The sequence below is a fragment of the Pseudomonas citrullilanati genome (assembly GCF_030580855.1).
GTDB classification, from domain to species: Bacteria; Pseudomonadota; Gammaproteobacteria; order Pseudomonadales; family Pseudomonadaceae; genus Aquipseudomonas; species Aquipseudomonas citrulli.
In genome coordinates, this window is sequence record NZ_JAUQOP010000007.1 from 104,594 (window position 1) to 116,735 (window position 12,142).

The following is a 12,142-nucleotide window of genomic DNA, read 5'->3' on the forward strand; positions in this document are numbered from 1 at the left end:
ATGAGTGAAAAAGCGATCTTGAGTTGCCGCAACCTGGGCAAATCCTACGAGGAAGGCCCGGAGTCCGTGGTGGTGTTGTCGGGCCTGCAACTGGAGCTGCATCCCGGTGAGCGCGTGGCGATCGTCGGCACCTCCGGGTCGGGCAAGAGTACCTTGCTCAACCTGTTGGGCGGCCTCGATACGCCGACGACCGGCAGCGTCTGGCTGGCGGGCGAGGAGCTCTCGGCGCTGAACGAAAAGGCCCGGGGCCTGCTGCGCAACCGTGCCCTGGGCTTCGTCTATCAGTTCCACCATCTGTTGCCCGAATTCACCGCCCTGGAAAACGTCTGCATGCCGCTGCTGATCGGCCGCACCGCGATTCCCGAAGCCCGCCAGCGGGCCACGGCGTTGCTGGAGCGGGTAGGGCTGGGGCATCGTCTGGAGCACAAGCCGGCCGAACTGTCTGGCGGCGAGCGCCAGCGCGTGGCGATCGCCCGGGCACTGGTCAACAAGCCGGGCCTGGTGATGCTCGACGAGCCGACCGGTAACCTCGACTCCCACACCGCCCAAGGCATCCAGGACCTGATGCTGGAACTGAGCACCTCGATGCGCACCGCGTTCCTGGTGGTGACCCACGACATGAACCTGGCCCGGCAGATGGACCGCGTCCTGCACTTGCAGGAAGGTTGCCTGACGCCCATCTGACCGACCGCAACCCGGCACCGACGCAGGTGCCGGGTCTTTTATTTCCATACGGTGCCCCGCGAATGTTCAGACCGTTATCGATCTTTATCGGCACGCGCTATACCCGCGCCAAGCGCCGCAATCGCTTTGTCTCGTTCATTTCCATGACCTCGATGATCGGCCTCGCCCTGGGCGTGCTGGCAATGATCGTGGTGCTGTCGGTGATGAACGGTTTCCAGCGCGAAATGAGCTCGCGCATCCTCGGCATGGTGCCTCACGCCACCCTCGTCGGGGTCAACCCGATCGACGATTGGCAGCCGGTCGCCGCTGCCGCGCTGAAGAATCCCGAGGTGACCGCCGCCGTGCCGTTCACCGAGCTCGAAGGCATGCTGAGCTACAAGGGCTCGATGCAGCCGATCCAGATCAGCGGGGTCGATCCCGCCCAGGAAGGCAAGGTGTCCATCGTCGCCCAGCACATCGTCCAGGGGCGTCTCGACGCGTTGAAACCGGGCGAGTTTGGCGTGGTGATCGGGGAAATCACCGCCCGGCGCTTTCGCCTGAACGTCGGCGACAAGTTGACCCTGATCGTGCCTGAGGTGAGCACTGCCCCCGGCGGCATCACGCCACGGATGCAGCGGCTGAATGTGGTGGGTGTGTTCAAGGTCGGCGCCGAGCTGGATGGCTCCATGGCGCTGATCCACCTGGCCGACGCCGCGCAGATGCAGCATTGGCAGCCGAACCAGGTACAAAGCGTGCGCCTGGCGGTGAAGGATTTGTACGCCGCGCCGAAGGTCTCCGGTGACATCGCCGCCAGCCTTGGCACGGCCTACAAGGCCGACGACTGGACCCACACCCAGGGCAGCCTGTTCAGTGCCATGAAAATGGAAAAGACCATGATTGGCCTGCTGCTGTTGATGATTGTCGCCGTGGCGGCGTTCAACATCATCGCCACCCTGATCATGGTGGTGAACGACAAGGGCGCGGACATCGCGATCCTGCGCACCATCGGCGCCACGCCCCGGCAGATCATGGCGATCTTCATGGTCCAGGGCACGGTGATCGGCATCGTCGGTACGCTGATCGGCGGCGTGCTCGGGGTGATTGCGGCACTGAACGTCAGCGCGCTGGTGGGCTGGCTGGAACGGGTCAGCGGCCAGCACATCTTCAGCTCCGACGTGTACTTCGTCAGCAACCTGCCTTCGGAGCTGCAGCGCGGCGACGTGATACTGATCTGCTCGGCCGGGTTCATCCTGAGTTTCCTCGCCACTGTCTACCCGGCCTGGCGTGCCGCGAAGATCGAGCCGGCGCAGGCGTTGCGGTATTCCTGAGGCCGCGCAGCCTTGTGTCAAATGGACACTCTGTGGCGAGGGGATTTATCCCCGCTGGGCTGCGAAGCTGCCCCAAAACAGACAACTCAACCTGCTAGCCAAACGCAGGTGCCAGAGTTTAGGGTCGCTTCGCGACCCAGCGGGGATAAATCCCCTCGCCACAGGGTTCTGCTGCCTTCTAATTAATCTCCTTTGGCAACTCGATCACAAACCGCGTCCAGCCATCGGCTGATTCGCAGCGGATCTGCCCGCCATGGGCGCGGATGATCGAGTGGGTGATAGCCAACCCGAGCCCTGCGTGTTCGCTGCTGCCTTCCTGGCGGGCCGGGTCGGCGCGGTAGAACCGGTCGAACAGGCGCGGCAGCAAGGGCGCTGCAATCCCCTCGCCGCTGTTTTCCACGCTAACGCTCACCCCTTGAGCGCCTTCGACCATGCGTACTCGTACTTCGCCGCCCTCGGGCGTGAAGCGCAGCGCGTTATCCAGCAGGTTGGAGAGGGCCCGGCGCAACATGTTGCGGTCGCCGTCGAGATGGCCATCGCCCTCGCGGCTCAAGCGAACGCCGGCGTCTTCGGCCAGGGGCGCGAAAAACTCCAGCAACACGTCCACTTCCTCGGCAAGTACCAGCGGCTCGCGGTTCGGCGCCAACAGGCCATGGTCGGCCTTGGCCAGGTACAGCATGTCGTTGACCAGTTGCGCCATCCATTGCAGCTCTTCGAGGTTGCTGTGCAGCGCTTCGCGATAATCCTCCAGTGAGCGCTCGCGGGTGAGGGTGACCTGGGTATGGGTCAGCAGGTTCGACAGGGGCGTGCGCAACTCGTGGGCGATATCGGCGGAGAACGCCGAGAGCCGTTGAAAGGCGTCATCGAGGCGTCCGAGCATGGCGTTGATGCTGTGGGCAAGTTCCGCCAGCTCGGCGGGCATTTGCGCTTCGGGCAGTCGGGCGTTGAGGGAATGGGCCGAGACGCTGGCGGTGATGGCCCCCATGCGCCGCAGCGGACGCAAGGCACGCCGGGCCGCCCAGGCACCGAGTAGGGCGGTGGCCAGGGCCGACAGGCCGACGGTCAGCCAGATCAGCCGTTGCATGCGTTGGAGGAAATGCTGGTGGTGGGTGATGTCCAGCAGCAGCGTCAATTGCGGCGAATCCGCATGATCGGGGTACAGCGGCGCGTTCAATACGCGGTAGTCACTGTCCGCTTCGTTGACGGTCGACAGGCCGGGACGCTCCGGCAGTCGAGCCGGAATCCTTATCGAGCTGTCATACCAGCGCACCCCGTCGCTGCCCTTGATACGCAGCGCCAGGTCGGCCTGGCGGCTCAGTTCATCCTCCAGGCGGCCTTGGGCCTGCGCGGCATCGAGATCCTGCAAGGCGCGGCGCAGGCCGATCAGCTTGCCTTCCAGCAGTTGCTGGTCCAGTTCGATGAAATGCGCCTCGCTGGCGCGGCTGAACAGCACCCCGGCGAACAGCGAGACCACGGCGGTGCAGCCGGCGAACAACAGCGCCAGGCGGCTGCTCAGCGACCATCGCGCCCTCACAGGCCACGCTCTTCAAGCACGTAGCCCATGCCCCGCACGGTGTGGATGAGTTTGTCGGGAAATTCATCGTCGATCTTCAGCCGCAGGCGCCGGATCGCCACTTCGATGACGTTGGTGTCGCTGTCGAAATTCATGTCCCAGACCTGGGAGGCGATCAGCGACTTGGGCAGCACTTCGCCCTGGCGGCGCAGAAGCATTTCCAGCAAGGCGAACTCCTTGGCGGTGAGGTCGATGCGTCGGCCGGCGCGCTCGACACGGCGACGGATCAGGTCCAGGCGCAGGTCTGCCAGTTGCAGGCTGGTTTCCTGGGGTGTGGAGCCGCCACGGCGCAACAGGCTACGGACCCGCGCCAGCAGCTCGGCAAAGGCAAACGGCTTGACCAGGTAATCGTCGGCGCCCAACTCCAGGCCGTGCACCCGATCCTGTACCGCGTCCCGCGCCGTCAGGAACAACACTGGCGTATCCAGGCCGGCCCCGCGGACGGCTTGCAGGATCTGCCAACCATCGCGGCCGGGCAGCATCACATCGAGGATCAGCAAGGCGTATTCGCCAGTCAGGGCCAACTGCTGGCCGCTGATCCCATCGGCCACCAGGTCGGCCGTGAAGCCGGCTTCACCCAGGCCCTGGCGCAAGTAGTGGCCGGTTTTCGTTTGGTCTTCGACGATCAGCAGTTTCATGGTCAGCTCAAGACAGGGTTGGGGCGAGGGGGGTTATACCGTGGCAGGTTGGGCCGTGGGGCAACCTGACAAAGTTGTAATCAAGCCGTCAGCCGGTTGGCAGGCGCGGCGAGATAGAGTGTCCCACAGCCTGAATCGCAATGGAGTTTGAAACATGTTGAGAGGAAGTCGCCGGGTCCTGGCGGCCTGCGCGTTGATGGTCGGTGCGTCGGCATGGGCATCGCCGGGGCATTTCGATTTCGGCCAGCCGGCACCGGCGAGCGCGGCCGGTCGCAGCATCGAGGTGGTCATGGGGGACATGTCCTTCAATCCCGCCACGCTGGAGATCAAGGCTGGGGAAACCGTGCGCTTCGTGCTCATCAATAACGGTCGGCTGTTGCACGAGTTCAACCTGGGCAACGCCGCCATGCACGCCGAGCACCAGCAGGAAATGCTCAAGATGCAGCAAAGTGGCCAGTTGACGCCAACCGCCATGAAGCACGACATGGGCCATGGCGCCATGGATCACGGCGCGCCTGGCATGCGCCACGATGACCCGAACAGCGTGTTGGTGGAGCCGGGCAAGACCGCCGAGCTGACCTGGACCTTCAGCAAGGCCATGCGCCTGGAATTCGCCTGCAACATCCCCGGCCATTACCAGGCGGGAATGAAGGGGGACCTGACGGTCAGTCAGTAAGCACTCAAAGGCGGCGGCAAAGGCTGGTAGAATCGCCTGATTCTTCAGTCAGGTTTCCGCCATGCATCCCGCAGCCGAACATTCGCCGCTGGGCAAGTCCAGCGAATACATCGCCACGTACACGCCGTCTCTGCTGTTCCCGATCCCGCGCACCGCGAAATGGGCGGAACTGGGGCTGACGGCCGAGACCCTCCCCTACAAGGGCGTGGATTTCTGGAACTGTTTCGAACTGTCGTGGCTGTTGCCGTCCGGCAAGCCGGTGGTGGCCATCGGTGAATTCGCGATCCCGGCGGACTCGCCGAACATCATCGAATCCAAATCCTTCAAGCTGTACCTCAACTCCCTGAACCAGACGCCGTTCGACGACGTCGCGCGCCTGGAAGCGACCCTTCGCCAGGACCTGTCGGCCGCCGCCGGCAAGCCGGTGGGCGTACGCATTCGCAGCCTCCAGGACGTGGAGCGCGAAGGCGTCGTGGCGTTGCCGGGTGTGTGCATCGATGACCTGGACATCCGCGTCGATTCCTACGAGCATCCGCGCCCCGAACTGCTGCGTTGCGACGATTCGCGCATCGTCGAGGAAAGCCTGCACAGCCACTTGCTCAAGTCCAACTGCCCGGTCACCAGCCAGCCGGACTGGGGCAGCGTGGCGGTGGAGTATCGCGGTGCCGCGCTGGATCATGCGAGCCTGCTGGCCTACCTGGTCAGCTTCCGCCAGCATTCGGACTTCCATGAGCAATGCGTGGAGCGGATCTTTCTCGACCTGCAGCGCCTGCTCAAGCCGGAGAAATTGACGGTGTACGCGCGGTATGTGCGCCGTGGCGGGTTGGATATCAATCCGTATCGCAGCACGGAGGCAACGCAACTGCCCAACCAGCGCCTGGTTCGCCAGTAAGTTACTATAGGCGCGAGCCTGCTCGCGAAGCGAGGGGCCGGCCAACCCGGGGTTGAATGGGCTACCGCTTTCGCGAGCAGGCTCGCTGCCACTGGATTGCGTTTCAGGTTGCAGGAAATGAAAGGCCCCGCCATGGTGCGGGGCTTTTATTGTCCGGGTGACTCAGATCCCGATGTTACCCAGCGTCTGCACAATGTGGCGCAACGTCCCGGCAATGGTGGGATGTTCCACTTCGAAGCGTTCCACGGCAAGGTTCACGCCGTCCACCAGGCTGCTGTCCTGGAGCTGGTTTTCCAATTGGATCTCAGCCTCGATCTTATCCATCAGTTGATGCAGATTCTCGCGCTCCGGCTCGGACAGCGGCGGGTTCTGGTCCAATTGCTCGCGCAGGGTATCGAGTTGTGCTTGCAGTTCGCGGCGGGCAGGCATTGGCGTACTCCCTTTATTGATAGGCACAGCCATGGACCGCGACGGTGCGTCAAAAGTCCGTGGCTTGCCTTAAGAGTAATCCACCCTCACGCACCGTGCATGATCCCGGTCATGGCTTCTCGCCCTTGAGTCGGCGCAGGCTGATGTCGGCCAGGCAGGTGTCCAGTTCGCCCAAGTGGTCGATCACCGAGTGCACGCCCAGGCTGAACAGTTGCACGGTGGCCTTGGCCCGCCGTGACTCCCGCGCCTGTTGATCCAGCGCCTGCCACTCGCCCGGCGCCAGGCCGCACAGCGAGCCACAGGATGCCAGGCCGATGGTCCACAAGCCGGCGTTGAGCCCCGATTGCAATAACCCCGGTTCGCCACTGACCAGCACGCAACCATCCAATTGCTGGACATTCAGCGCCATCAGCGCTTGCCAACAGGCGTGGGGGGCCGGCCAAGGATTATTTGTTGCAGGAAGTTGCGGCGGTTTGATCCAGGCCGGCAGGCTCCCCGCCAGGGCATGGCTGGTCGCGGGAGGCAGGTCGTCGAGCCAGGCGCAGGGAATGCCCAGCTGCTGCAAGTGGTGCAGGCTTTCCAGTGCCCCAGGCGTCGGCTGCCCATGCTCGGCCGGCTTGGCCCCGGGGTGCCGCACCCTGGCCCCGAAGTCCACCAGGCAACCGCTCAGGCCGAACAGGACTGCGGTCAGGCCGGGAACAGGGAGGGGTAGGGCTTCGGCGCGGGGCATGGGGACGTCCTTGAAATAACCCGCAGCCTAACGTGGCCCGATGACAGTCCGGTGACAGGGGCGTGAAGGCGCTGGGGGGCGGAAAGGTCCTACGGCTGGCTTCTCTTTTCGATGCTGCCTATCCACGCTTTCCGTCTTATACTAGCGGCCTTACCGCCTGGGCTCGGCGCCCTTGCCTGAATAAACCGAGGAGTTTTCCCCTATGCGCTGGAGCCATCGTCTCGCTCAGCTGTGTCTGTCCGCCAGCGTCCTGCTGGTTCCGTTTGCAGCCCAGGCCGCCACGGAAGAGGACCCTTGGGAAAGCATCAACCGTCCGATCTTCACCTTCAACGATACCCTCGATACTTATGCGCTCAAGCCGCTGGCCCAGGGGTATCAGTACATGACGCCGCAGTTCCTGGAAGACGGCATCCACAACATGTTTCGCAACATCGGCGACGTGGGCAACCTGGCCAACAACGTGCTGCAGGCCAAGCCGGCCGCCGCCGGGGTCGATACCGCCCGCTTGATCTTCAACACCACCTTCGGCCTGCTGGGCTTCTTCGACGTAGGCACCCAGATGGGCCTGCAGCGCAGCGACGAGGATTTCGGCCAGACCCTGGGCTATTGGGGCGTGGGCAGCGGTCCCTACGTGGTGCTTCCGCTGCTGGGCCCAAGCACCCTGCGGGATGCGCCGGCCAAGTACGTCGACAGCTACACCGGCCCTTATCGCTATATCGACAACGTCTCGGTGCGTAACTCGATCTTCGGCCTGAACATCGTCGACACCCGTGCCAGTCTGCTGTCGGCCGAGAAGCTGGTGAGCGGCGACAAATACGTCTTCATTCGCAACGCCTATCTGCAAAACCGTGAATTCAAGGTCAAGGACGGCCAGGTCGAAGACGATTTCTGATAACGATGCCTGATTGAGCGCAAGGCGGCCCCCGACAGGCCGCCTTTCGTGTTTTTACGGCGGGTTCAAGGGCTTGGACCTTCCATTGGGTTACGCTTCGCTCGGTTCTTATAACTCTCTGTACTTTGACAAATAAAGACCGCAAGCGGCGATCTGCCTGAGCTTGAAACGCCCGGCGGATGGGAGTACCGTCTGCGCCTTAGAAGGGCACCTCTGATGAAACCGCGTGCAGGGCAACGACCTGGAACCGGTGCGACAGAGAGGCTAGAAAGCGAATCCAGTAGTGCGTGCAAGGCCAGACGGCCCGGCCCGCTACGCCAACCTAATTCTGGCGCCGTTTGCCCACATGCCAAAAACCAGTGCCACGCTGCTGATAATCGATGATGACGAAGTGGTGCGAGCGAGCCTCGCGGCCTACTTGGAAGACAGTGGTTTCAGCGTCCTGCAGGCCAGCAATGGCCAACAGGGTCTTCAGGTATTCGAGCAAGACAAGCCCGACCTGGTCATCTGCGACCTGCGCATGCCGCAGATGGGCGGACTCGAACTCATTCGCCAGGTCAGCGGGATTTCCTCGCAGACCCCGGTGATCGTGGTGTCGGGCGCGGGCGTGATGAACGATGCGGTCGAGGCGTTGCGCCTGGGCGCGGCAGACTACCTGATCAAGCCCCTTGAAGACCTGGCGGTGCTCGAACACTCCGTGCGCCGGGCCTTGGACCGTTCGCGCCTGCTGGTGGAGAACCAGCGCTACCGCGAGAAGCTGGAGACCGCCAACCGCGAGTTGGAAGCCAGCCTGAACCTGCTGCAGGAAGACCAGAACGCCGGTCGCCAGGTGCAGATGAACATGCTGCCGGTCAGCCCGTGGACCGTCGATGGCTTCCGGTTTGCCCACCAGATCATCCCGTCGTTGTACCTGTCGGGGGATTTCGTGGACTATTTCCGCGTCGATGAACGCCGCGTGGCGTTCTACCTGGCGGACGTTTCCGGCCACGGCGCGTCGTCGGCATTCGTCACCGTGCTGTTGAAGTTCATGACCACGCGCCTGCTGTTCGAGTCCAAGCGCAACGGCACCTTGCCGGAGTTCAAGCCTTCAGAGGTCCTGGGGCATATCAACCGGGGCCTGATCAGTTGTAAGCTGGGCAAACACGTCACGATGGTCGGTGGAGTCATCGACGAGGAGACTGGTTTGTTGACCTATAGCATCGGCGGGCACCTGCCGTTGCCTGTGTTGTATACGCCAGACAGTGTTCGTTACCTGGAAGGGCGTGGCCTGCCGGTGGGCCTGTTCAACGAGGCCACCTACGAGGACCACGTGCTGGAACTGCCGCCGGCGTTCAGCCTGACGCTGATGTCTGATGGCATTTTGGATCTTTTGACAGAACCTACACTCAAAGAGAAAGAAGCGGCCTTGCCCGAGCGGGTGAGTGCGGCGGGTGGCAGCCTGGAAGGCTTGCGCCAAGTGTTTGGATTAGCCACGCTCGGGGAGATGCCGGATGATATCGCCCTGTTAGTGTTGAGCAGGAACCTTTGATGAGTACCGGTAGAATCCAGTTCGCCGAGCAGGACGGCACCTTCGTCCTGAAGTTTGTCGGTGAAGTGCGCCTGACCCTGTGTTCGGCGCTGGATGCGACTATTGAGCGGATCTTCACGGCGCTGAACTTCAGCGCCATCGTGATCGACCTGACCGAAACCCGCAGCATCGACAGCACCACCCTGGGCCTGCTGGCCAAGTTGTCGATCCTGTCGCGGCAGAAGGTCGGCCTGTTGCCGACGGTCGTCACCACCCACAACGACATCACCCGCCTCCTGCAATCGATGGGCTTCGACCAGGTCTTCAACATCGTCGGCGATCCCGTGCCGTGCCCGGAATGCCTGGACGACCTGCCGGACCAAGACCAATCCGAAGAAGAAGTGCGTATCAAGGTGCTCGAAGCCCACAAGATCCTGATGGGCCTGAACGACTCCAATCGTGAAGCGTTCCATGACCTGGTGAACGCCCTGGAGCGTCCCGGCGGCTAAGGCATGCCCACGCCCACTGTGGGAGCGAGCCTGTTCACGAAGGCTTTACGCATAGCATGAAAAAAGGGCGAACCCATCAAGGTTCGCCCTTTTTTCATCGGCCTGCCGGGCCTTCAGAGCTTGGCTTGCAGCAGCGCTTCCAGCTTCTCCTGGTCACGGGCGAACTGACGAATGCCTTCGGCCAGTTTCTCGGTCGCCATGGCGTCCTCGTTGGACAACCAGCGGAACTGCGCTTCATTGAGGTTCAGGCGTGCTTCGCCCGCTTGCCCCGGCGCCAGCTTGCGTTCCAGCTTGCCTTCGTCGGCGGCCAGTTTCTCCAGCAGTTCCGGGCTCACGGTCAAGCGGTCGCAACCGGCCAGCTGTTCGATCTGGTTGAGGTTACGGAAGCTCGCGCCCATGACCACGGTCTTGTAGTCATTGGCCTTGTAGTAGTTGTAGATGCGCGTCACCGACTGCACGCCCGGATCATCAGCCCCGGTGTAGTCGTTGCCATTGGCTTTCTTGTACCAGTCGTAGATACGGCCCACGAACGGCGAAATCAGGAACACCCCGGCGTCTGCGCAGGCGGCGGCCTGGGCGAAGGAGAACAGCAGGGTCAGGTTGCACTGGATGCCTTCGCGCTCCAACTGCTCGGCGGCGCGAATGCCTTCCCAGGTGGAAGCGATCTTGATCAGCACGCGATCCCGGCCGATGCCGGCTTTTTCGTACAGGTCGATCAGGCGATGCGCCCGCTTGAGCATGGCGTCGGTGTCGAACGAAAGGCGCGCGTCCACTTCCGTGGAGATACGCCCCGGAATCACCTTCAGGATTTCCCCGCCAACCGCCACGCCAAAGCGATCGCTGGCCAGGCCCACGTCGCCCTTGCAATCCGCCACGCAAGCGTTGAGCAACTCGGCGTAACCGCTCATGGCCGAAGCCTTGAGCAACAGGGAAGGGTTGGTGGTGGCATCCACCGGTTTGATGCGGGAGATGGCTTCGAAGTCGCCGGTATCGGCAACGACGGTGGTGAATTGCTTGAGTTGTTCCAGCTTGGAAGTCATGAGCGTGCTCTGTCCTATGGGTCTGTTGACATTACCCGAGGGCCGGCAGCCACTCAAGGGCGTGTAGAGGTATCCAAAGGCCCCAGCGGCAACAACCTGAAAACGGCTGTTTGAAAGGCCGGGGCGGTATCGGTAGATACGATGCCAAAAGCGCGCGCAGGTTCAACGCAAGTGACGGCTAGTGTCCTTCCAGCAACTGCCCGGCCTGGTCCAGCAATGCCAACGGGTCCTGGGTCTTGTGAATATCAACCGACAACAACTGGCGGAACCGCCGCGCCCCCGGGAACCCGGTGCCCAGCCCCAGCACATGGCGGGTGATGTGGTGCATCGCGCCACCGGCCGCCAGGTGATCGGCGATATAAGGCCGCAACTGCGCCAGCGCCTCGGCCCGGCTGATGACCGGCGCGGTACTGCCGAACAGTTGCTGGTCCACTTCGGCCAGCAGGTAAGGGTTGTGATACGCCTCGCGGCCCAGCATCACACCGTCGAAGGTCTGCAAATGCTCGTGGCAGGCCTCCAGGGACTTGATCCCGCCGTTGAGCACGATTTCCAACTGCGGAAAATCCGCCTTCAATCGCGCCACCACGTCATAGCGCAGCGGAGGGATGTCGCGATTCTCCTTCGGCGACAAGCCCTCCAGGATCGCAATCCGTGCATGCACGGTAAAACTGGTACAGCCGGCCTCATGCACGGTCCCCACGAACTCGCACAACTGTTCGTAGCTGTCGCGCCCATTGATCCCGATCCGGTGCTTCACCGTCACCGGAATCGACACCGCATCACGCATCGCCTTCACACAATCGGCCACCAACCCCGGATGCCCCATCAGGCAAGCACCGATCATATTGTTCTGCACCCGGTCGCTGGGGCAGCCAACATTGAGGTTCACCTCGTCGTAGCCGTGCGCCTGGGCCATGCGCGAGCAAGCGGCCAGGTCAGCCGGAACACTGCCGCCCAGTTGCAGGGCCAGGGGGTGTTCGGAGGGGTGATGGCGCAGGAAACGTTCGTGGTCACCGTTGAGCAAGGCGCCGGTGGTGACCATTTCCGTGTAGAGCAGGGCGTGCTTGGACAGGATGCGCAGGAAGTAGCGGCAGTGGGGGTCTGTCCAATCCATCATGGGTGCAATACTGAAGCGTCGAGACAGCGTAGGCCGTGAGTTTACTGGGCTAAGGCTCTGTTTATCTAGCATTTTACTCAACATGTTCTGGGCGTGATTTCGGGCGTTTTCAGGCGTTTTTTAGGGCTCGGTGGCACGACGTACCACT

The 12,142-nt window shown here is 62.7% G+C and carries 13 protein-coding genes; 7 read left to right on the forward strand and 6 right to left on the reverse strand.

The features are described 5' to 3' along the window. Together lolD and Q6A48_RS07905 are read left to right on the forward strand one after the other, a co-directional pair. A complete protein-coding gene (lolD, locus tag Q6A48_RS07900) occupies positions 1-684 on the forward strand; it encodes a lipoprotein-releasing ABC transporter ATP-binding protein LolD (RefSeq protein ID WP_304553307.1) in 684 nt (227 codons plus the stop codon). 62 nt (positions 685-746) lie between these two features. Then, positions 747-1,991: a lipoprotein-releasing ABC transporter permease subunit gene (locus Q6A48_RS07905; protein ID WP_304553308.1), complete on the forward strand. Its 1,245-nt coding sequence runs from the start codon at positions 747-749 to the stop codon at positions 1,989-1,991. Between the two features lie 178 nt (positions 1,992-2,169). Here the strand turns inward: Q6A48_RS07905 and Q6A48_RS07910 are convergent, their stop codons facing one another. Both Q6A48_RS07910 and Q6A48_RS07915 read right to left on the reverse strand, forming a co-directional pair. Next, positions 2,170-3,525 (reverse strand): heavy metal sensor histidine kinase, encoded by a 1,356-nt coding sequence (locus Q6A48_RS07910; protein WP_304553309.1) that lies wholly within the window; start codon positions 3,523-3,525, stop codon positions 2,170-2,172. Then, the gene (locus tag Q6A48_RS07915) at positions 3,522-4,202 is read right to left on the reverse strand and encodes a heavy metal response regulator transcription factor (protein ID WP_304553310.1); all 681 of its coding nucleotides are present in this window, start codon (positions 4,200-4,202) and stop codon (positions 3,522-3,524) included. The genes Q6A48_RS07910 and Q6A48_RS07915 overlap by 4 nt, the downstream gene beginning before the upstream one ends. A gap of 154 nt (positions 4,203-4,356) precedes the next feature. Here Q6A48_RS07915 and copI point away from each other — a divergent pair, with 154 nt between their 5' ends. Together copI and queF are read left to right on the forward strand one after the other, a co-directional pair. Beyond that, complete coding sequence (copI, locus tag Q6A48_RS07920; protein ID WP_304553311.1) at positions 4,357-4,878, forward strand: copper-resistant cuproprotein CopI; 522 nt, start codon at positions 4,357-4,359, stop codon at positions 4,876-4,878. Positions 4,879-4,939: 61 nt separating this feature from the next. After that, the gene (gene queF, locus Q6A48_RS07925) at positions 4,940-5,770 is read left to right on the forward strand and encodes an NADPH-dependent 7-cyano-7-deazaguanine reductase QueF (RefSeq protein WP_304553312.1); all 831 of its coding nucleotides are present in this window, start codon (positions 4,940-4,942) and stop codon (positions 5,768-5,770) included. 162 nt (positions 5,771-5,932) lie between these two features. Here queF and Q6A48_RS07930 read toward each other — a convergent pair whose 3' ends face one another. Together Q6A48_RS07930 and pcrP are read right to left on the reverse strand one after the other, a co-directional pair. Then, positions 5,933-6,199 carry a DUF4404 family protein gene (locus Q6A48_RS07930; RefSeq protein WP_304553313.1) on the reverse strand — a complete coding sequence of 89 codons (267 nt, stop codon included), beginning with the start codon at positions 6,197-6,199 and terminating at the stop codon, positions 5,933-5,935. A 109-nt stretch (positions 6,200-6,308) separates the two neighbouring features. Further along, entirely contained in the window at positions 6,309-6,929 is a 621-nt protein-coding gene (gene pcrP, locus Q6A48_RS07935; RefSeq protein WP_304553314.1) for an HAD superfamily inactivated hydrolase PcrP, read from the reverse strand. A 202-nt stretch (positions 6,930-7,131) separates the two neighbouring features. Between pcrP and Q6A48_RS07940 the strand changes: the two genes are divergently transcribed. From Q6A48_RS07940 to rssC, 3 genes are all read left to right on the forward strand, one after another. Then, positions 7,132-7,821 carry an MlaA family lipoprotein gene (locus tag Q6A48_RS07940; protein ID WP_304553315.1) on the forward strand — a complete coding sequence of 230 codons (690 nt, stop codon included), beginning with the start codon at positions 7,132-7,134 and terminating at the stop codon, positions 7,819-7,821. A gap of 346 nt (positions 7,822-8,167) precedes the next feature. Then, complete coding sequence (rssB, locus tag Q6A48_RS07945) at positions 8,168-9,349, forward strand: two-component system response regulator RssB (protein WP_304553316.1); 1,182 nt, start codon at positions 8,168-8,170, stop codon at positions 9,347-9,349. Further along, entirely contained in the window at positions 9,349-9,837 is a 489-nt protein-coding gene (gene rssC / locus Q6A48_RS07950) for an anti-sigma factor antagonist RssC (RefSeq protein ID WP_003183367.1), read from the forward strand. Before rssB ends, rssC begins: the two co-directional genes overlap by 1 nt. A gap of 113 nt (positions 9,838-9,950) precedes the next feature. Here rssC and tal read toward each other — a convergent pair whose 3' ends face one another. Beyond that, positions 9,951-10,877 carry a transaldolase gene (gene tal, locus Q6A48_RS07955; RefSeq protein ID WP_304553317.1) on the reverse strand — a complete coding sequence of 309 codons (927 nt, stop codon included), beginning with the start codon at positions 10,875-10,877 and terminating at the stop codon, positions 9,951-9,953. Between the two features lie 178 nt (positions 10,878-11,055). Then, positions 11,056-12,066 (reverse strand): tRNA dihydrouridine(20/20a) synthase DusA, encoded by a 1,011-nt coding sequence (gene dusA / locus Q6A48_RS07960; protein ID WP_304553318.1) that lies wholly within the window; start codon positions 12,064-12,066, stop codon positions 11,056-11,058. Between the last annotated feature and the right edge of the window lie 76 nt (positions 12,067-12,142).

What these genes read in the sequence shown, in the direction of transcription:
- pcrP (WP_304553314.1), bottom strand. Translation starts at nt 6,929, where the DNA reads ATGCCCCGCGCCGAAGCCCTACCCCTCCCTGTTCCCGGCCTGACCGCA.
- copI (WP_304553311.1), top strand. Translation starts at nt 4,357, where the DNA reads ATGTTGAGAGGAAGTCGCCGGGTCCTGGCGGCCTGCGCGTTGATGGTC.
- Q6A48_RS07915 (WP_304553310.1), bottom strand. Translation starts at nt 4,202, where the DNA reads ATGAAACTGCTGATCGTCGAAGACCAAACGAAAACCGGCCACTACTTG.
- queF (WP_304553312.1), top strand. Translation starts at nt 4,940, where the DNA reads ATGCATCCCGCAGCCGAACATTCGCCGCTGGGCAAGTCCAGCGAATAC.
- tal (WP_304553317.1), bottom strand. Translation starts at nt 10,877, where the DNA reads ATGACTTCCAAGCTGGAACAACTCAAGCAATTCACCACCGTCGTTGCC.
- rssC (WP_003183367.1), top strand. Translation starts at nt 9,349, where the DNA reads ATGAGTACCGGTAGAATCCAGTTCGCCGAGCAGGACGGCACCTTCGTC.
- Q6A48_RS07905 (WP_304553308.1), top strand. Translation starts at nt 747, where the DNA reads ATGTTCAGACCGTTATCGATCTTTATCGGCACGCGCTATACCCGCGCC.
- dusA (WP_304553318.1), bottom strand. Translation starts at nt 12,066, where the DNA reads ATGCTAGATAAACAGAGCCTTAGCCCAGTAAACTCACGGCCTACGCTG.
- Q6A48_RS07940 (WP_304553315.1), top strand. Translation starts at nt 7,132, where the DNA reads ATGCGCTGGAGCCATCGTCTCGCTCAGCTGTGTCTGTCCGCCAGCGTC.
- rssB (WP_304553316.1), top strand. Translation starts at nt 8,168, where the DNA reads ATGCCAAAAACCAGTGCCACGCTGCTGATAATCGATGATGACGAAGTG.
- Q6A48_RS07930 (WP_304553313.1), bottom strand. Translation starts at nt 6,199, where the DNA reads ATGCCTGCCCGCCGCGAACTGCAAGCACAACTCGATACCCTGCGCGAG.
- lolD (WP_304553307.1), top strand. Translation starts at nt 1, where the DNA reads ATGAGTGAAAAAGCGATCTTGAGTTGCCGCAACCTGGGCAAATCCTAC.